At 62.9% G+C, this 17,652-nt stretch carries 22 protein-coding genes; 15 read left to right on the top strand and 7 right to left on the bottom strand.

Going from position 1 to position 17,652, the window contains the following annotated elements; translation table 11 throughout:
* Positions 1-622 (bottom strand): LysR family transcriptional regulator (locus CWO89_RS24875; RefSeq protein ID WP_130581337.1); only part of this gene is annotated, 622 nt, incomplete at its 3' end.
* A 96-nt stretch (positions 623-718) separates the two neighbouring features.
* A complete protein-coding gene (locus CWO89_RS24870; RefSeq protein WP_130581336.1) occupies positions 719-1,099 on the bottom strand; it encodes a tautomerase family protein in 381 nt (126 codons plus the stop codon).
* A 146-nt stretch (positions 1,100-1,245) separates the two neighbouring features.
* On the opposite strand from CWO89_RS24870, the gene CWO89_RS24865 reads away from it, so the two are divergent.
* A complete protein-coding gene (locus CWO89_RS24865) occupies positions 1,246-1,899 on the top strand; it encodes a DUF429 domain-containing protein (RefSeq protein WP_130581335.1) in 654 nt (217 codons plus the stop codon).
* 25 nt (positions 1,900-1,924) lie between these two features.
* Here CWO89_RS24865 and CWO89_RS46120 read toward each other — a convergent pair whose 3' ends face one another.
* From CWO89_RS46120 to CWO89_RS24855, 3 genes are read right to left on the bottom strand one after another with little or no spacing between them, the layout of a single operon-like run.
* A complete protein-coding gene (locus CWO89_RS46120; protein ID WP_165421325.1) occupies positions 1,925-2,095 on the bottom strand; it encodes a hypothetical protein in 171 nt (56 codons plus the stop codon).
* Between the two features lie 12 nt (positions 2,096-2,107).
* Positions 2,108-2,500, bottom strand: a complete 393-nt coding sequence (locus CWO89_RS24860; RefSeq protein WP_130581334.1) for a hypothetical protein — start codon at positions 2,498-2,500, stop codon at positions 2,108-2,110.
* 5 nt (positions 2,501-2,505) lie between these two features.
* The gene (locus CWO89_RS24855; RefSeq protein ID WP_130581333.1) at positions 2,506-3,297 is read right to left on the bottom strand and encodes a sterol desaturase family protein; all 792 of its coding nucleotides are present in this window, start codon (positions 3,295-3,297) and stop codon (positions 2,506-2,508) included.
* A gap of 164 nt (positions 3,298-3,461) precedes the next feature.
* Between CWO89_RS24855 and CWO89_RS24850 the strand changes: the two genes are divergently transcribed.
* Entirely contained in the window at positions 3,462-3,785 is a 324-nt protein-coding gene (locus tag CWO89_RS24850) for a DUF6166 domain-containing protein (RefSeq protein ID WP_130581340.1), read from the top strand.
* 25 nt (positions 3,786-3,810) lie between these two features.
* Complete coding sequence (locus CWO89_RS24845; RefSeq protein WP_130581332.1) at positions 3,811-4,920, top strand: Zn-dependent alcohol dehydrogenase; 1,110 nt, start codon at positions 3,811-3,813, stop codon at positions 4,918-4,920.
* Between the two features lie 60 nt (positions 4,921-4,980).
* Here CWO89_RS24845 and CWO89_RS24840 read toward each other — a convergent pair whose 3' ends face one another.
* Entirely contained in the window at positions 4,981-5,736 is a 756-nt protein-coding gene (locus CWO89_RS24840) for a GntR family transcriptional regulator (RefSeq protein ID WP_130581331.1), read from the bottom strand.
* A gap of 488 nt (positions 5,737-6,224) precedes the next feature.
* On the opposite strand from CWO89_RS24840, the gene CWO89_RS24835 reads away from it, so the two are divergent.
* From CWO89_RS24835 to CWO89_RS24820, 4 genes are all read left to right on the top strand, one after another.
* Positions 6,225-7,547, top strand: coding sequence for a dicarboxylate/amino acid:cation symporter (locus tag CWO89_RS24835; RefSeq protein ID WP_130581330.1), 1,323 nt, complete (start codon positions 6,225-6,227; stop codon positions 7,545-7,547).
* Positions 7,548-7,746: 199 nt separating this feature from the next.
* The gene (locus CWO89_RS24830) at positions 7,747-8,070 is read left to right on the top strand and encodes an ArsR/SmtB family transcription factor (RefSeq protein ID WP_027579599.1); all 324 of its coding nucleotides are present in this window, start codon (positions 7,747-7,749) and stop codon (positions 8,068-8,070) included.
* Positions 8,067-8,498, top strand: coding sequence for an SRPBCC family protein (locus CWO89_RS24825; protein WP_130581329.1), 432 nt, complete (start codon positions 8,067-8,069; stop codon positions 8,496-8,498). The genes CWO89_RS24830 and CWO89_RS24825 overlap by 4 nt, the downstream gene beginning before the upstream one ends.
* Before the next feature lie 58 nt (positions 8,499-8,556).
* Positions 8,557-8,967, top strand: coding sequence for a DUF1801 domain-containing protein (locus tag CWO89_RS24820; RefSeq protein ID WP_130581339.1), 411 nt, complete (start codon positions 8,557-8,559; stop codon positions 8,965-8,967).
* A gap of 18 nt (positions 8,968-8,985) precedes the next feature.
* Here the strand turns inward: CWO89_RS24820 and CWO89_RS24815 are convergent, their stop codons facing one another.
* Positions 8,986-10,527, bottom strand: coding sequence for a winged helix-turn-helix domain-containing tetratricopeptide repeat protein (locus CWO89_RS24815; RefSeq protein WP_130581328.1), 1,542 nt, complete (start codon positions 10,525-10,527; stop codon positions 8,986-8,988).
* A 158-nt stretch (positions 10,528-10,685) separates the two neighbouring features.
* Between CWO89_RS24815 and CWO89_RS24810 the strand changes: the two genes are divergently transcribed.
* The 8 genes from CWO89_RS24810 (at position 10,686) to CWO89_RS24775 (ending at position 17,279) form a co-directional block, all read left to right on the top strand.
* Positions 10,686-11,732, top strand: coding sequence for an alpha/beta fold hydrolase (locus CWO89_RS24810; protein ID WP_130581327.1), 1,047 nt, complete (start codon positions 10,686-10,688; stop codon positions 11,730-11,732).
* 26 nt (positions 11,733-11,758) lie between these two features.
* Entirely contained in the window at positions 11,759-12,262 is a 504-nt protein-coding gene (locus tag CWO89_RS24805; RefSeq protein WP_130581326.1) for a cytochrome P460 family protein, read from the top strand.
* Positions 12,263-12,358: 96 nt separating this feature from the next.
* Entirely contained in the window at positions 12,359-12,724 is a 366-nt protein-coding gene (locus CWO89_RS24800; RefSeq protein ID WP_130581325.1) for an ArsC family reductase, read from the top strand.
* Positions 12,725-12,803: 79 nt separating this feature from the next.
* Entirely contained in the window at positions 12,804-13,493 is a 690-nt protein-coding gene (locus CWO89_RS24795) for an RNA polymerase sigma factor (protein WP_130581324.1), read from the top strand.
* Between the two features lie 93 nt (positions 13,494-13,586).
* Entirely contained in the window at positions 13,587-14,105 is a 519-nt protein-coding gene (locus CWO89_RS24790) for a DUF4142 domain-containing protein (RefSeq protein WP_130581323.1), read from the top strand.
* A gap of 22 nt (positions 14,106-14,127) precedes the next feature.
* Entirely contained in the window at positions 14,128-14,460 is a 333-nt protein-coding gene (locus CWO89_RS24785; protein ID WP_165421324.1) for a cupredoxin domain-containing protein, read from the top strand.
* A 102-nt stretch (positions 14,461-14,562) separates the two neighbouring features.
* A complete protein-coding gene (locus CWO89_RS24780) occupies positions 14,563-15,480 on the top strand; it encodes a DUF427 domain-containing protein (protein WP_130581322.1) in 918 nt (305 codons plus the stop codon).
* Positions 15,481-15,515: 35 nt separating this feature from the next.
* Positions 15,516-17,279: an MOSC and FAD-binding oxidoreductase domain-containing protein gene (locus tag CWO89_RS24775; RefSeq protein ID WP_130581321.1), complete on the top strand. Its 1,764-nt coding sequence runs from the start codon at positions 15,516-15,518 to the stop codon at positions 17,277-17,279.
* The last annotated feature ends 373 nt before the right edge of the window (positions 17,280-17,652 follow it).

Raw genomic sequence — 17,652 nt, 5'->3', positions numbered from 1 at the left:
TGAGACGGCCGCGCACCTGGAACCGCCACGCTTGCGTCTCGGCTTCGGCTGTGCCGTGCAGGATGCATTGGTGGCGGACGAGGTCGTCGGGATGGCGTGGATGGCCATGGCGATCGAGATAGCCGGGCGCGGCGTAGACGACGGTGCGAAGCTCGCCGAGACGGCGTGCTTTCAGCGAGGAGTCCGGCAGGTCTCTTATTCTGATCGCAAGATCGAAACCGCCGCCGACGACATCGATCGGGCGGTCTGATCCTTGCAGGTCGGCCTTGATGCGCGGATAGCGCGCGATGAAGTCCGCAAGCGCGGGCGCGACAAAAGTCGAGCCGAACAGGACCGGCGCGGTAACGCGGAGCAGTCCCGATGGCTCGGCGCGCCGGCGCGCCGCTTCCAGGCGCGCCTCGCTGATTTCGGAGAACGCCGGCTTGACGCGCCGATAGAACGCAAGGCCAGCTTCGGTGGCGAAGGATTTTCGCGTGGTGCGCCTGATGAGTTCGACGCCGACACTATGCTCCAGCGCCAGCAGTGAGCGATTGACGGCCTGCACGGACCGGCCGAGCCGGCGCGCCGCCGCCGTCTGGCTGCCGGTCTCGATAACAGCCAGAAAGGCCTCGATTTCTTCCATCGAACCGCCTCCGCATTTTCTCGAAATGCGAGAGGATAGTGCTGATGTCGATGGATGATGGCAAGGGCACGCGGAGCGCCCTGAGAACGTGCCCGGTTAGCTCGCGTACTGGGCGATGCCGTTGCCGAACGACCAGTTCTCCTTCTTGACCTCGACGAGGTTGATGAAGATGTCCTCGCGGCGTAGCCCGAGCGCGGTGTGCAGGCCGTCGGCGATCGCCTTGTAGAGCGCCTGCTTCTGCGCGGAGGTGCGGCCCTCGTTCCAGGTGATCTGGATGATCACGAGATCGTTGGTGCGGTGGATGCCGAGATAGTCGGCATCGAACAGGAAGCCATCGGCCTCGTGCTCGCTGATGAGCTGGAACCGGTCCTTCTCAGGCACGCCCACACTGATGAGTGCGTCATACACGATGCGGCCAATCTCCTGCCGGAAGGCCGCGTCCTTGCCCTTGCGAAGATCGATGCGAACGAGGGGCATGTCCGTCTCCTGTTGTCCGATGCGACTTCGTCGCGCCCGCCGCGGCGATCGTCTGCAGATGCTCGCAATTACACTAGCTGCATATGCTGGTATTGAAGGTCAAGAGTTGCATCGTAGAATGTAACCGTAACAAACAAGGAGCGGATGTGTCCTGCTATCTCGGTCTCGACGGCTTTCGCGGCGGCTGGGTAGTGGCCTGGATCGACGATCAGGGTAACCACGGCTTCGACTATTCGCCGCACCTGGATCGGCTTCTCGCGGCTGCGCACAAGCGCGCCATGATCGATATGCCGATCGGCCTGACGATGAAGGGGCACCGGACGTGCGATCTGCGTGCCCGCGAATTGGTCGGCGCTTCGGTGTTTCTCGGCGCGCGGCGCAACCTTTGGGAGTTCGCGGACCAGGCTTCGGCGAACCGCTACTATTGGCATCACGAGGGCCCGGGTATGGGCGTGTCCTGCCAACTCTGGAAGATCAGGGAGGTCGACGATTTCATCACGCCAGAGCGTCAGGCAACCATCGGCGAGGCGCATCCGGAACTGATCTTCCGAAATCTCGGCAAGCAGATCCGCCTGGAAGGCAAGAAGTCGGAGCGAGGCCGCGAGCAGCGCTTGAGACTGTTGGCCGAGCGCGGCTTTGTCAAACTTTCACGCTGGCTGGCGCAACGTTACGGCACCGGGATCGGACGCGACGATTTGATCGATGCCTGCGCCTGCGCGGTGGCCGCGCGGGACAGCAATGCGCGTCTCGGCGGCGAGGAGGTCGACGTTCGCGGCTTGCGGATGGAGATCAACTACTGAGAGACCAACGGGAGGCGTCACCCTCTTACTTCCGCGTAACCTCCGGGAATATCCACATCGCGATCACCATGAACGGAGCGAGCACCATGATCGCGATCTTCGGACCGTGCTGCCCGATCGAGTCCTGGTAGAAATAGGCCGCACAAGCGACGAGCAGCACGATGATCGATAGAGCTGTCTTGATCGGGAAGGGCATCGGCACACTCCTCTATGAGGCGGTAAATCCCTGCAGCGGGGAGAGCATCAGCGCGAGCGCTGCGAGCTTGACAAGCCCAAGCACGGCAAGCCCGCTGCGGCTGTCGCGCCACGCACCCGGAATGACCTGAAACACCGCGGGAATGAACAGGAAGATCAGGCCGCCGAACACCACGACGGAGGTCCAGCGCAGCGTCTGGTGCGCAAACGAGGCCACACCCGCGAGCAGAATCATGAGTAACGCGAGATTGGCGAGCACGAGCACCCCGCCGGACGCGCCCGCGATCGATTGCGGCCTTGCGCTTCGCGGAAACATGCCGACCAGCGTGAAGAAGCTCAGGCAGCAGGCTGCGAAGCCTGCCGCGAACAGCGCCAGCGCGAGGCCGTTCGGCTCGATGCCGGCCATGGCTGTCACTCCGCCGGCACGGAGCTTACAGCCGGATCGATCCGCGGGGTGCGCGCGGTCTTGCGCATGTTGCGCTTGACGAAGCGTGTATCGTAGCCGTTGAAGAGATGACCGAGCAGGCCGCGGTCGAGATCCGACGTGCCGAGCAGCCAGTCCATGATCGGGAAGGTGAGGTTCATGTTCCGCTCCATCATGATCGATTGATCGTGATGGGCGGTGTGGTGACGGCGGATCGTATTCACCATCGGCACGTTGCGGACGAACCAGTTCTCCTCGACATGGCAGCAGAAATGCATGAACTCGTAGATCAGGTACATCGACGTTGTCGTCGCGATCAGGAGCCATCCGACATTGGCCGAGATGATAGTGCCGGCCACGATCGCAAGCGGGATCGACATCAGGGTGAAGGTGGCGAGCGCGTAAGGCGGGAAGAAGGTCACGCGCCAGTCATGATGATCGGCGAAGCGCATCTCCTGATCGGTGAAGAACTGGTGATGCATCAAGGTGTGGCGGTTATAGATCGCGCGGAACGCCTTGATCTGCGAGGGGCGGTGCATCACGTAGCGGTGGATCCACCACTCGAAGAAATTCGCGCCCAGAAAGGTCACGGGGACGATGAGCAATTCCCACGCGCGCAGGTCGCGAACATTGGCGAGATAGATGTAGAGCGCGGTGATGCCGATCACGTAGATGATGAAGACGTGCAGCCAGCCATTGTACCAGCCGGCGACCCGCTCCCGATAGGTTTCGCGGTAACGGCGCTGCCGATCCGACATGGCGGTTGATGTGAGTTCCATGGCCGACCTCCCGACGTCGAACTTGGATGACATTCGAATTCGCGTGTGATATATCACTAATCTATCAAGGCGGCAAGATGGCGGCTAACGCCTGGAGCATGATCCGGAAAAGTGGAAACCGGTTTTTCATGCTCAAATTTCTAAGGTGTCGGGAGGAGCCACGCATGAAAAGGTTTTGCGGAGACCGCACCATCGACGGAGTCGTGGTCACGGTGGATGGCCGGCCGCTCGATCAGAGGCTCGATCTGCACCGCTACACCGCGAACGGTTTTGAATGGAGCTATGAGGGGGAAGAGCCGCGACAACTGTCGCTGGCGATCCTTGCCGAGCACCTGAGCGATACCGCCGCGGCAAAGGCTCTGGTCGAGCCGTTCATGAAGGCGGTGGTTGCCAATTTCGGCAATGAGTGGGAAATGAGCTCTGCCGATATCGACGCGGCGCTCGCGGCGCTGCGGAAAGATGGGGATGCTGTTCGGGCGGCATCCTGAAACAGGGCGGACGGGAGATCTGGAAGTGGGGCTCAAATACAAGGCGGCGGTGCTGCACGCGCCGAAAACGCCGCTCATCATCGAGACGGTCGAGGCGGGCGAACTCGCGGCCGAAGACGTGCTCGTCCGCGTCAAGGCGGTGGGGCTTTGCCATACCGATCTCGAGGTGATCGAAGGCAGCCTGCGCAATCCGATGCCGATCCTGCTCGGTCATGAAGCGTCCGGCATCGTCGAACAGGTCGGGCCGAACGCCCGTGGCATCGCGGTCGGCGACCACGTCGTCCTCTCCTGGAATCCGCATTGCGGGCATTGCTTCTATTGCGATCGCGACCTGCCGATCCTCTGCGAATCCTATCTGGGACAGGCGCCGCTCGCGGTGCAATTCGATGGACGCAGCCGCGCCCGATTGGGCGACGGGCGCGAGCTCAAGCACCTGATGTATCTCGGCGCCCTCGCTGAACACTGCATCGTGCCGGCGCAGCAGGCGATCGTGGTGCCGAAGGAGCTTGCCTTCGACCAAGCCTGCCTGATCGGTTGCGGCGTCATGACCGGCGTTGGTGCCGCGCTCAACGTCGCGTCGATCCATTACGGCGACAGCGTGATGGTGATCGGATGCGGCGCGGTCGGTCTTGCGGCGGTGCAGGGTGCGCGCATGGCGGGCGCGGGCGTCGTCATTGCCGTCGATCTCGACGACAACAAGCTCGATCTGGCCGAGCAGCTCGGGGCGACGCATGCGATCAACGCCGCCAAAGAGGACGTGATCGATCTCTCGCGTCAATTGACCGATGGCCGCGGCGTCGACGTCGTTCTGGAGTCGGCGGGCAGCGCGCGTGCGTTTCGGATGACGAGCGAGGTGGTGCGGCCGGGCGGCGAGGTCATCTGGCTCGGCAAGGTCGATGTCGCGCAGGACGTCGCATTTCGATGGGGTTCGCTGATGCAGGAAAAGCGCATCCGGCGCTCCAGCTATGGCGGCGCGCGGCCGCTGCGCGACTTTCCGATGCTGGCGCAAGCCGCGCTCGACGGCCGGCTCAAGCTGGATCAATTGATCACCGCGCGTATCTCGCTCGAACAAGTCAACGAGGGGTTCGAGGCATTGAGGCGCGGTACGGCCATCCGCAGCGTCGTGGTGCTCTAGATTCTTTGACGCGTTTTCTTCACGCGAACCGGTACCCACTTCGCTTGAAAACGCTCTGGATCACATCTCAATGGTCTTGCGGGTGAAGCTTTCGATGTAGTCGAGCAGGCGATCGGACGCTTTCGCCGCGGCTTCCGGATCGCGCGCGGCGATCTGCTCGGCGACGTCGGCGTGCAGGCGCGCCGACAGCGGCAGGTCGCCGACTTCGCGATAGTGCTGGTACCAGAAGCGTCGGGACAGGCCGTGCATCAGGCCCATGGCGCGGGAGGCGAACTCGTTTCTCGCGGCCTGGCTGACCAGTTCGTTGAAGGCGCGATCGAGCCGCATGAAGGTCATGTCGTCGGATTCATCGGAGGCGCGGCGCATCTCCCGGGCGATGGTCGTAAATTGAGCGATTTCCTCCGGCGTCGCGCGCTCGGCCGCGCCGCGCGCCATCAGCCGCTCGAGCTCGCGGCGCACTTCGAGCAGGCGCATCTGTGTCCTGAGGTTGATCTGCGACACCAGGATGCCCCGTCGCGGCAGGATGACGACGAGGCCGTCGCGGGCCAGACGCTGCAGCGCCTCGCGGATCGGGGTGCGGCCGATGCCCAGTTTCGCCGCCAGCGACTGTTCCGACAGGATGGTTTCAGGCGGCAAGGCGAGGGTGACGATCAGTTCCTCCAGTTGCCGATAGGCGCGGTCGGTCAACGTCTCCTGATCGCGCTCGTCGCGTTCGAGGTCGACGCTGCGCGGCACGTCGCGCGAGCCCGGCTGGCTTTTCCTGGACCTGGCAGTCTTGCTGGTGCTGGCTCGTGGGGTTCGCCTGTCCGCGGCCATCTGCCGTGATTCTCCCTTTGCTCGTCACGACGATATTTCACGCGTGACGAGGAGGGTCAATCGGGCGTCGGTGCGGCCTGCGTAGCCGCGATGCTCTCGATCAATGCGAGATGCTTTCGAGCGTTCGACCTTTGGTTTCCTCACCCAGCGTGAGCACGACAAGGGCGCGCGGATGTCTGTGCGGTCGATGTCGCGGCCTCAGGGAGCGGCGCACTCAGATATTTCCCCTCGGCCTGAGGAGGCCGCTCCGCGGCCGTCTCGAAGGCCGAGGCCACAGGCGGGGCCACATTCCTTCGAGACGCTTGCTATGCAAGCTCCTCAGGATGAGGGTCGGGTTTTCTCGAAAGATTATGTTCGCGCAACGTGCTACGGTTGCGGCGTTAGGGTCGACTATTCCGCAAAGCACCATGAACGGGAACGTGCATTGTTCGCGGCGCTACCTCATTCCATGATGGCGCCATCCTGATCCCTCCATCCGCGGAGCCTCCATGACAGCAGAAGCGATCCGCCCCGCCGCCCATCACCACCCCTGGTACAAGGTCCTCTACATCCAGGTCCTGATCGCGATCGCGCTTGGCATCCTGCTCGGCCATTTCTATCCCGGTCTCGGCAAGGAGATGAAGCCGCTCGGCGACGGCTTCATCGCGCTGATCAAGATGATGATCGCGCCGGTGATCTTCTGCACTGTCGTACACGGCATCTCCTCGATGGGCGACCTCAAGCGCGTCGGCCGCGTCGGCCTGAAGGCGCTGATCTATTTTGAGGTCGTGTCGACGGTGGCGCTGGCGGTCGGCCTGATCGTCGGCAGGACGCTGCAGCCGGGGCGGGGCTTCAACATCGATCCGACGTCAATCGATCCCAGTTCGGTCGCGACCTACGTGACCAAGGCGAAAGAGGAGGGGATCATCGCCCATTTGATGGCGATCATCCCCGACAGCTTCTTCGGCGCACTGGCGCGCGGCGACCTTCTGCAGGTGCTCTTGATCTCGATTCTATCAGGCTTTGCCATCGCCTTCATGGGCAAGGCGGGCGAGCCGATTGCATATGCGATCGACCAGGCGGCCAAAGTGTTCTTTGGCGTGATCCGCATCATCGTGCGTGTCGCGCCGCTCGGCGCCTTCGGTGCGATGGCGTTCACCGTCGGCGCTTACGGGCTGGGTTCGCTATGGAATCTCGTGGCTCTGATCGGCACCTTCTATTTGACCAGCGCGCTGTTCGTCCTGATCGTGCTTGGCTCGATCGCGCGGCTCTCGGGATTCTCGATCATCCGCTTCATCGGCTACATCAAGGACGAATTGTTGATCGTGCTCGGCACCTCGTCGTCGGAGACGGTGCTGCCGCAGATGATCCAGAAGATGGAGCATCTCGGCGCCTCGCGCTCGGTGGTCGGCCTCGTCATCCCGACCGGCTACAGCTTCAATCTCGACGGCACCAACATCTACATGACGCTGGCCACGCTGTTCCTGGCACAGGCGACCAACACGCCTCTGACGATCTGGCAGGAACTCGGCATTCTGGGCATCGCCATGATCACCTCGAAGGGGGCGTCCGGCGTCACCGGGGCCGGCTTCATCACGCTGGCCGCAACGTTGTCCATCGTGCCTGACATCCCGATTCAGTCGCTCGCCATCCTCGTCGGCATCGACAAGTTCATGAGCGAATGCCGCGCGCTGACCAACCTGATCGGCAACGGCGTCGCCTGCGTCGTCATCAGTCTTTCAGAGGGCGAGCTCGACAAGGCAAAGCTGCACGAGACCATGGCAAACCCGCTCGAACTCGGCGAGGCGCTCGAGCCGGGCGGGGGCTCCTAGGCGACGCCGCGGCCACGTCTGGTCGATAACGACAATTCATGATGCATAACCAACGGGATATTTCAGGCAGCGGTGCGAGGCGCCCTCCATATGGCTGGCGGCTAGGCTGACAGCAATTATGCCGCTCCACGTGCCCCTTGACTGACACATATCTGTCCGGTTATACGTCAATCAATAGCCAGCGGGTTATCGATCTCAAATGCCGAACGCACACGATGAGCTCTTCAGGGCGCTCGCCGATCCGACCCGGCGGGCCATCTTCGAGCGATTGTGTCGCGAAGGAGAGCAGACGGTCGGGGCTCTGACGGCTCTGGCCGGGGTCTCGCAGCCGGCCGTCTCGAAGCACCTTGGTGTTCTGAAACAGGCGGGACTCGTGCGCGACCGCCACGAAGGTCGCCAGACGCACTACAGCGCGCAGCTCGGCGCCTTGGCCCCGCTGATCGACTGGACCAGCCAAATGGCCGGCTTCTGGCAAAGCCGGTTCGACCACCTCGAAGATCTGCTCAAAAGGATGGACCAATGACCACCATTGCGACCGAAACGCGCTCCGTCATTGTCGAACGTGAGATACCGTATCCGCCGGAAAAGATCTGGCGCGCGCTTACGCAACCACACCTGATCGAGGAATGGCTCATGAAGAGCGACTTCAAGCCCGTCGTAGGTCACCGTTTCAACCTTCGCGGCGAATGGGGCGGCGTGCTGGACTGCGAGGTCCTCGCGATCGAGCCGAACAAGGCGCTGTCCTACACCTGGAATTTTGCGCACGACGATGCCGCCTTCAACCTGAAGAGCGTAGTGACCTTTACGCTCACGCCAACGCGCACGGGAACCCATTTGCGCATGGAGCAATCGGGCTTCCGGCCGGACCAGAAGCAGGCCTACGGCGGCGCCCACGCCGGGTGGCAGCAGTTCTTTGCGAATCTCGAACAGGTCCTGGGGCGGACGGATTGAGCATCTGCGGGTGAATGCAATGGCGAGCAAAACTTCCGTAGAGAAAGCGACAACCATCATGGTCAAGAGCAAGAGTGGCTCGAAGGAAGTAGGCGCGCCCTCTCAACTGATCGATGCGAGAATCGAGGAACTCGGTGATTGGCGGGGCGAGACGCTCGCTCGGGTCCGAAATCTCATCAAGCAGGCGGACCCCGAAGTGATCGAGGAGTGGAAGTGGAGAGGGGTACCGGTCTGGTCGCATGGTGGAATCATCTGCACCGGCGAGACGTACAAGAACGTCGTGAAGATGACCTTCGCCAAGGGTGCCTCGTTGGAGGACCCTTCAGGCCTCTTCAACTCCAGCCTCGAAGGCAACACCAGGCGTGCGATCGATATCCATGAGGGCGATAAGATCAATGAAGCGGCGTTGAAGGCGCTCATTCGCGAGGCCGTGGCACTGAACCTCTCTAAGAAACCAAAGAGCGCTTGAGGAGTCAGCGAAGACGCCTCATTCCGGCACGCCGGCGGCTCGCAGCGCCTCGGCATAGGTCCGCGCCATCGGCTCGACCGGGAAGGGGATTCGCGACAGGAATCCCGCGATCGAGAAGTCCGGCGCGACCTTCAGTAGCTCCCGAGCGACCTGTGCTGCGCGGTCGCGCTCGCCGGTCTTGACCAGCGCTACGGTCAAAACACGCAGCGCCACCGCAAAGCGGCGGTTCTGCGCCAGCGCCTTCTCCGCCCAAACGATCGCTTCGGGGAAATTCTCGTCCAGGATGGCGCAGATCGCGAGCGCGCCGGAGGCGAACCAGCCGCGCGGGTCGCGGGGATTGAGCCGCTGCGCTCGCTCGATCATGGCGCGGCCGGTGCCTTGGTTGCCGCACATCGCCTCGATCCAGCCGCCGAGCGTCAGTGCCATCGCGGAATTCGGGTTGATCGCGAGCGAGCGGCTGAACACTTCGCGCGCCGGCTCGATTTCGTCGGCCATGTTCCAGATCGCGAACGCCGCCATCCACAACACCTGCGCATCGTTCGGCGCCAGCTCGACCGCGCGCCAGGCCTGCGCGACGGCCTTGCCGCGATAGTCCTCGTCCGGCCCGATCCACCCTTGGAAATGGCGCAGCGCATGGCAATAGGCGGATGCTGCCATGGCCGGCGCGTAGGCGTGATCGATCGCCAGCGCCTGGTCGAGGCAGTCGATCGCCGCCGCAATGCTCTCAGTGGTGAACTCGTAACGCAGACCGTAGGCGCGCAGCAGCAGGTCGTAGGCGTCGAGCTGGCTCGGCGGAGAAGACCGGCGGCGCTCGGCTTCGGCAAGGTGCAGCGTCGGCTCGATTGCGGCCACCACGCTTTCGGTGATGCGGTCCTGCAGGTCGAACACCTCGCTCGCATCGCCGTCGAAGCGGTCGGCCCAGAGATGGACGGCCGAGCTTGCGTCGATGAGCTGGCCAGTGATCCGCAACCGATCGCCGCCGCGGCGAACGCTGCCTTCCAGCACATAGCCGACGCCGAGCTCGCGGCCGACCTGGCGGATATCGACCGCCTTGCCCTTGTAGGTGAAGGAGGAGTTTCGCGCGATCACGGACAGTCCGCTGCAGCGCGACAGCGCCGTGATGATGTCCTCGGCAACCCCGTCGGCAAAATACTCCTGCTCGGGATCGCCGCTCATATTGGTGAACGGCAGCACCGCGATTGATGGGCCTTCGAAGGCGGCAACGGGCGGCCCTGCGCTCTCATCGGCCGCTTGCTCGCGGACCTCGCCGACGAAACGAATGCCCTTGCGCGGGAGCGTGCGGATCAGCCGCTGCTCGTCGCCATTGTCGCCGATGGCCGCGCGTGCGGCATTCAGCCGACTGCTCAGCGTCGCTTCCGACACGATGCGCCCGCGCCAGACGGCGGCCAACAGGTCGTCGCGGCTGACAACATGGTCGCGCGAGCGGATCAGGAATTCCAGGAGATCGAACACCTGCGGCTCGACGGCAACGAGGCTGTCGCCGCGGCGCAGCTCGCGGCGGTCGGGATCCAGAACGAAGTTATTGAAATGATAGAGCAAATTTCTATGGCCTGCCGGCTGTGACGGGAGTCGCAGCGAACCTAGCACAAGGCGCCTGTCGCAAAAATCAAAGCCATCTGAAGGATAAATCCAGATAGTCTCCAAGCGCTGATAGGCGGGAGGGGGCAAAAGGTCGCCAGTTCGAAATGGAGATCGCCATGTCCCAGAATATCAACCAGAGCCGTCGCCGCTTCTTCGGCGTAGCCGCCGGAACCTTCGCCGCCGCCCAGTTCGGCCTGATCGGGCACAGCCATGCGCAGGGCGCCAAGAAGGCCACGCTGCCCGCGGCACGGTCGGGCACGAATACCTCGTTCGGACCGTTGAAGCAGATCGACGCCGGCCTTCTCAATGTCAGCTATGCCGCGGCGGGACCCGCTGATGGTCCGGTGGTGATCCTGCTGCACGGCTGGCCCTACGACATCTACAGCTATGTCGACGTCGCTCCGCTGTTGGCATCCGCCGGCTATCGCGTGATCATCCCTTACCTGCGCGGCTACGGCCCCACGCGTTTCCTTTCCGATGCGACGTTCCGGAACGGCCAGCCGGCCGCGCTCGCCGTCGACATCGTCGCGCTGATGGATGCGCTCAAGATCGAGAAGGCGACGCTTGCCGGCTACGACTGGGGCGCGCGCACGGCCAACATCATCGCCGCGCTCTGGCCGGAGCGCTGCAAGTCGATGGTCTCCGTCAGCGGTTACCTGATCGGCAGCCAGGAGGCCGGCAAGATGCCGCTGCCGCCGAAGGCCGAACTGCAATGGTGGTACCAGTTCTATTTCGCCACCGAGCGCGGGCAGCAAGGCTATGACAAGTACCGGCACGACTTCGCCAGGCTGATCTGGCAACTCGCTTCGCCGAAGTGGCATTTCGACGACGCCACCTTCGAGCGCAGTGCGAGCGCCTTCGACAACTCCGATCACGTCCGCATCGTCATCCATAACTACCGCTGGCGGCTCGACCTCGCCGAGGGCGAAGCGAAATACGATGATCTAGAGAAGAAGCTCGCGACATTCCCTGTCATCACGGTGCCGACCATCACCATGGAAGGCGACGCCAACGGCGCGCCGCATCCGGAACCGAGCGCCTACGCCAAGAAATTCTCCGGCAAGTACGAGCACCGCCTCATCACCGGCGGCATCGGCCACAATCTGCCGCAGGAGGCCCCGCAGGCCTTTGCGCAGGCCGTCATCGATGTCGATAACGCCTGATCGAAAAGCAGCACGGGTCTCGAGATATGCGACAGAATCTGAAATGGGCCTTGGCTGCCCTCATGGTGACCTGCGCCGCGACGGCAGCGCCCTTCGCCGCGAGCCTTGCCGATGATGGGGCGTCGCCGATCTTCGGCGTCAGGATTCCCGATGGCTATCGCGACTGGAAGCTGATCGCTGTCGGGCAGGAGGTTGGCCTCGATGAACTCCGGGCCGTCCTCGGCAACCCCACCGCGGTCAAGGCCAGTCAGGGCCGCGCGCTGCCGTTTCCGGACGGAACCGTCTTCGTCAAGCTCGCCTGGAAGCATGTCCCGGTCGAAGGCCTCGACGGCGCCTTCATCACGGGCTCGCCCACCACCGTCCAGGTCATGGTCAAGGATTCCGCCAGATACGCCTCCACCGGCGGCTGGGGTTTTGGCCGGTTCGTCGATGGCAAGCCCGTGGACGAGGCTCAGCACCGGACCTGCTTCGCCTGCCATGAAGCTCACGCGAAAGATCACGATTTCGTCTTCACGCGCTACGGACGCTGAGAACTCCGGGGGAATTCACAGGAGGCGTGGTGCCCAATCTGGCGCAACAGCCGTTGCGAAGCTACTTTCGCGTGGCAACGCACGCGAGGAACGGCTTTGAGCATCACCATCTACGGCATCAAGAACTGCGACACCATGAAGAAGGCGCGCGCCTGGCTCGACGGCCATGGCGTCGCCTATGATTTCCACGACTACAAGACGGCCGGCATCGCCAAGGACAAGCTGAAGCAATGGCGCGACGAGGTCGGCTGGGAAACGCTGCTCAACCGGGCCGGCACTACGTTCAAGAAATTGCCTGATGCCGACAAGGAAGGCCTGAACGAGCGCAAGGCCCTGGCGCTGATGACGGCGCAGCCGTCGATGATCAAGCGGCCGGTGCTCGACCTCGGCGGCAAACTCCTGGTCGGTTTCAAGGACGACATCTACGCCAAGGAAGTGAAATCGCGCGGCGGCAAAGGGTAGGGCGCGGACGATTTCCGGGAACCTCTTCGCCTCGACCGCATCTAATTCCGGTATCCGCTGGAATAAGGACGAGGACGCCATGCAAGGGGCCACCACACCCAAGATTGCGCCGGCTGCGGCCGGCGACGCCGAGCTTGTCAAGCGCGCTTTGGCTCGCGAAGAGGCTGCCGTTCGCGCCATCATCAAGGCCAACAACCGCAGGCTCTACCGGCTGGCGCGCGGCATCCTGCGCAACGACAGCGAGGCCGAGGACGTCGTCCAGGAAACCTATGTCCGGGCCTTCACGCATCTTGCCGATTTCCGCGGCGCGTCCAGTCTGTCAACATGGTTGTCGCGGATCACGATGAATGAGGCGCTGGGACGGCTGCGCCGCGAGCGGCCCGGCGTCGAGATTTCGTCACTGCCGCAAGGCGCGCTGGAAGCCCAGATCATCCAGTTCCCCCTGATGTCCACTGCAGACGATCCCGAAAAATCCATGGCTCAGCGCGAAATTCACAAAGTCGTCGAGGCCGCGATCGACGAACTGCCGGAGGCGTTTCGCCTCGTCTTCATCACGCGTGTGGTCGAGGGCATGAATGTCGAGGAGACCGCCGAACTTCTTGACCTGAGGCCCGAGACGGTGAAGACGCGGCTGCACCGCGCCCGCGCCATGCTGCGCGACAATGTCGAGAAGAAGATTGGGCCTGTCATCATGGAGGTGTTCCCGTTTGCCGGCCGCCGCTGCGACCGCCTGACCGAATCCGTGCTGCAACGGCTCGGCTATATCTGAAGAATTCCGGGAACCTCGGGCGCCGATCGCCATCCAACTCCTGTCAAACGAAATGCGCCGCCGGGAACTCGCGGCGCCACAGGAGGGTCAGACATGTTCGCTCAATTGGGAGCGGCGATCGCCGCGGTGGTGTTGTTGAGCAGCCCAGCGCTTGCCGAAAGCAAGCTCACCGATCCACAGATCGCCCATATCGCATACACCGCCGGCAATATCGATATCGCGGCGGCCAAGCAGGCGCTGACGAAGGCCAGCAACAAGGACGTCAAGGCGTTCGCGGAAGACATGGTGCGCGACCATGAGGCCGTGAACAAGCAGGCGCTCGACCTCGTCAAGAAACTCAATGTCACGCCCGAGGATAACGACACCAGCAAGGCGCTGTCGAAGCAGGCGGCCGACAAGCTCGCCGAGCTCGGCAAGCTCAAGGGCGCCGCCTTCGACAAGGCCTACATCGCCAACGAGGTCGCCTATCATAAGACCGTCGACAGCGCGCTGGAAACGAAGTTGATCCCGTCGGCCAGCAACGCCGAACTGAAGGGCTTGCTGCAGACCGGCCTGAAGATCTTTCAAGGCCACGAGCAGCATGCCGAGCATGTCGCCGCAGAGCTGAAGTAACCTTGAAGGAGAGGGGCTCCCCATGCAGCCCGGACGCCTTCGTCTGATTGCCGGCGTGCTTTCCCTTGCGGCGATGGCGGTCCCGGCGCATGCGGCGACGATCACGATCGTGATGGAAAATCTGGTGGTCTCGCCGGCCGAGGCTACGGCCAAGGCCGGCGATACCATCGAATGGGTGAATAAGGACGTGGTCGCGCACACCGCGACCGCCAAGAACGGCGATTTCGACGTGATGATACCGCCGAAGAAGACCGTGACTTACGTCCTGAAGAAAGCGGGCACCGTCGACTACTACTGCCGCTTCCATCCCAACATGAAGGCGATGCTCAAGATCGACAGCGAGGCGTCGCCTTGATCGGCAGGAGGCTCATGGAAGCTTGCTGCTGGTCTCCGTTCCAGGGTAGATATACTTCCGGACGTCTGCCGGCCTCGATCATCAACCTAGAGGGAGAGAGCAGTGGGACTGTCCTGGCAACAAGGCCCGCTCTCAACGGGAGCATTTGGCCGGTTCCTCGTGCCCGAACCGCTGCCCAAGCGATTGTTATACGTAGAGCGTTTGCGCCGGCGCATGCGCGTGCGTTTCGGGGAAATCTGGATCGCCGATAGCGAGCATGTCCTCCTGCTCTTCGAACCAGGGCGTTATCCGGTAGCCTACTTCCCGGAGACCGATGTTTCTCCACACGTCCTGGAACGCACCGAGCATACTACGCAGCACCCCGATCTCGGACTCACGTCCTGGTACAGCGTCCGGGCGGACGAGCAACACATCGCGCCGCGCGGGGCGTGGCAGCACACCGGTCTGCCCGCCCATGCCAGCGCATTGCAGGCACGCGTCGCGTTCGCCTGGCGTGCCATGGATGCTTTCTACGAAGAAGACGAGCGAATCCTGGGCCATGCCGCTGACCCCTACCACCGCATCGACATTCGCCAGGCGTCTCGTAGCCTCGTGGTCCGCCATGGTGATCGGATCATCGCCGACACCAAGCGGCCGTTGGTCCTCTACGAGTCCGGCTTCGCGCCGCGCTGGTACGTTCCACGCGCTGACATCGATGAGTCGGCCCTCACTCCCGTGAAACTCCAGACCTTCTGCCCGTACAAAGGACTGTGCAGCTACTACAGTATCGGTGACGCACGCCAGGCGGCCTGGTCCTATCCTGATGCCTATCCCGAGGTGCGCCGCATCTCCAACCTGGTGTCGTTCGAACCTGATATCGTCACGGTCCTTCTCGATGGCACTCAGCTCCATCTTGAGCCTGGTCAGACGGTGGTCCCGCATGGTCCCGATCGCAACCTCGACGTCGCCGAGGTGGACCGCCCTGCAAACGGGCATGAGTGGTCATCCGATGGCGGTCCCCCAGCGGCTGCGAGTGGCTAGGAAAACTTCCGGTCCCCATCAAAGCGGAGCGGGACATGGCGCGATTACTGTCGGTCAACGTCGGGCTTCCGCGCGATATCGAGTGGAAGGGGCGCACTGTACACACCGGGATCTGGAAAAGTCCGGTGCGTGGCCGCTGTCGGGCAGGGCGGCTGAATCTCGACGGAGACGGTCAAGGGGACCTGGGCGGCCACGGAGGTGAGCAGCGAGCCGTCTTCGTCTACCAGATCGAATCGTATCGTCATTGGCAGGATCAGCTAAACAGGACCGACTTCGTCCACGGACAGTTCGGCGAAAATTTCACGATCGAAGGATTGTCCGATGATGCCGTGTGCATCGGCGACCATTATCAAATCGGCACTGCGCTGTTCGAGGTCACTCAGCCTCGCGTGACCTGTTATCGCGTTGGCATTCGGATGAACGAGCCACGGATGCCGGCATTGCTGACATCCAGCGGACGGCCGGGGTTCTACTTCCGCGTCCTAAGGGAAGGCGAGGTGGGCGCCGGCGATGAAATCGTAAAGGTCGGAGAGGCGAATGAGCGAATGACCGTCGCAGAGATCAACGCGCTTCTCTATTCGCCCAATCATCCGCGTGACCGATTGGAGCGCGCCTTGCGGATCGAGGCGCTTTCGCCTGGATGGCGCTCGTCGTTTGAGGCGTTGCTGCAGAGCCAAACGACTGCCGCGGGGAGTGGCAACGCGGGGCTCGCGCCGACAGCAGCCGCGCACCCGGTTGCACCGGGATTTCAGCCGCTCGTGGTCGCGGCGATTGATCAGGAGCCCGCGGACGTCCTCTCCCTGTCGATGCAGGATCCGGATGGTCAGCCGTTGCGGCCGTCTTTGCCAGGTCAGTACATAGTCTTGCGTCTTCGACCGACCGGCGGCGGCCCGCCGCTGTTTCGCAGCTACTCCCTCTCGGGTCCCCCCTCGACGGAGCGCTATCGGATCAGCGTGAAGATCGAGCCAAATGGGACGGCCGGAACCTACCTGCGGGAGCATCTCCAGGTGGGCGATGTTCTCGACGTCAGCTCGCCGCGTGGAAGCTTCATTCTGCAGTTCGGGGAGCGGCCGGTGGTGCTGCTCAGCGCGGGAATCGGAGCGACGCCTGTCCTGGCGATGCTGCAGGCGCTGGCCGAGGCCTGCTCGACACGGCAGGTCTTGTGGCTGCATACGGCTCGCGACCGGCAGCATCATCCATTTGCCGCCGAGGTACGCCGCCTCATGCTCGGGCTCACCCGCGGCCGCAGCTATGTTTGCTATAGCAGGCCGGGCTCGGGCGATAAGATCGGCGAGGACTTCGACGCGACCGGTCATCTGTCGCAATCGGTCTTCGACGAGGTCGGCATCCCGCGAGAGGCGGATGTCTATCTCTGTGGGCCGACCCGCTTCATGGCGGACATGAAAGCCGCGCTCGCGGCATTTGGCGTGCCGCGGGAGCGGGTTCATGTCGAAATTTTCAACGGCAGCGAGTCGATGACTCCCGGTATCGTCGGCGCAGCAACGCGAGCGCCTCATCCGCCGGGAGACGATGCCAACACCGGTCCGCTGGTATCGTTCGCGCGAAGCGGCGTCGCCGCACACTGGAAAGCGTCAGCCTATCAGAGCATTTTGGAGCTGGCCGAGGCGTGCGATGTGCCGGTTCGTTGGTCGTGTCGGACCGGTGTTTGTCATAACTGTGAAAGCGGTTTGGTTTCGGGCGCGGTCGCCTATGGACCGGAGCCACTCGATCAGCCTGCCGACGGCAACGTTCTGGTTTGCTGCTCACGGCCGCTTGGTGATGTCGTTGTCGATTTGTGAATCCCGACCGATCGCGGCCCAGTCATAATCCGCGAGTTCGCTGAAACGGTCGAAAATGATCCGAACCCGACATTGTCGTTCGCTTGGCCTGCGTCAACAAAAGCTCTCTCTCACGGTCGCAAGATAGAGTAGATTGTAAGCGGCTGCGCTGGAGACGGACCGCGCCGAAATTCTGTTTGGGGCGAATGGGCAGGGACACTGCCGTAAGCGCGCACCGCCATCTCAGCAAACCATCTTGCCGCTGATTTTCCACCATCCATACCGCGCGGATTTGCGCGTGGAGGTGATCAAGCTAATGGAGGAGTCACAATGAACCGGCATATCCTTCTCAACATTGCAGCGATGACGGCGATCGGACTAGTACCCACTTTTC

It is taken from the genome of Bradyrhizobium sp. Leo170 (assembly GCF_004296405.1).
In the GTDB taxonomy this organism is placed as follows: domain Bacteria; phylum Pseudomonadota; class Alphaproteobacteria; order Rhizobiales; family Xanthobacteraceae; genus Bradyrhizobium.
The sequence above is the reverse complement of the archived record's forward strand: the minus strand, read 5'-3'. Positions and strand labels throughout refer to the sequence as shown.

Coding starts and splice junctions, on each gene's coding strand:
- CWO89_RS24870 (WP_130581336.1), bottom strand. CDS start 1,099: ATGCCCCTCGTTCGCATCGATCTTCGCAAGGGCAAGGACGCGGCCTTC.
- CWO89_RS46120 (WP_165421325.1), bottom strand. CDS start 2,095: ATGCCCTTCCCGATCAAGACAGCTCTATCGATCATCGTGCTGCTCGTC.
- CWO89_RS24860 (WP_130581334.1), bottom strand. CDS start 2,500: ATGGCCGGCATCGAGCCGAACGGCCTCGCGCTGGCGCTGTTCGCGGCA.
- CWO89_RS24855 (WP_130581333.1), bottom strand. CDS start 3,297: ATGGAACTCACATCAACCGCCATGTCGGATCGGCAGCGCCGTTACCGC.
- CWO89_RS24850 (WP_130581340.1), top strand. CDS start 3,462: ATGAAAAGGTTTTGCGGAGACCGCACCATCGACGGAGTCGTGGTCACG.
- CWO89_RS24840 (WP_130581331.1), bottom strand. CDS start 5,736: ATGGCCGCGGACAGGCGAACCCCACGAGCCAGCACCAGCAAGACTGCC.
- CWO89_RS24835 (WP_130581330.1), top strand. CDS start 6,225: ATGACAGCAGAAGCGATCCGCCCCGCCGCCCATCACCACCCCTGGTAC.
- CWO89_RS24830 (WP_027579599.1), top strand. CDS start 7,747: ATGCCGAACGCACACGATGAGCTCTTCAGGGCGCTCGCCGATCCGACC.
- CWO89_RS24825 (WP_130581329.1), top strand. CDS start 8,067: ATGACCACCATTGCGACCGAAACGCGCTCCGTCATTGTCGAACGTGAG.
- CWO89_RS24820 (WP_130581339.1), top strand. CDS start 8,557: ATGGTCAAGAGCAAGAGTGGCTCGAAGGAAGTAGGCGCGCCCTCTCAA.
- CWO89_RS24810 (WP_130581327.1), top strand. CDS start 10,686: ATGTCCCAGAATATCAACCAGAGCCGTCGCCGCTTCTTCGGCGTAGCC.
- CWO89_RS24805 (WP_130581326.1), top strand. CDS start 11,759: ATGCGACAGAATCTGAAATGGGCCTTGGCTGCCCTCATGGTGACCTGC.
- CWO89_RS24795 (WP_130581324.1), top strand. CDS start 12,804: ATGCAAGGGGCCACCACACCCAAGATTGCGCCGGCTGCGGCCGGCGAC.
- CWO89_RS24790 (WP_130581323.1), top strand. CDS start 13,587: ATGTTCGCTCAATTGGGAGCGGCGATCGCCGCGGTGGTGTTGTTGAGC.
- CWO89_RS24785 (WP_165421324.1), top strand. CDS start 14,128: ATGCAGCCCGGACGCCTTCGTCTGATTGCCGGCGTGCTTTCCCTTGCG.
- CWO89_RS24775 (WP_130581321.1), top strand. CDS start 15,516: ATGGCGCGATTACTGTCGGTCAACGTCGGGCTTCCGCGCGATATCGAG.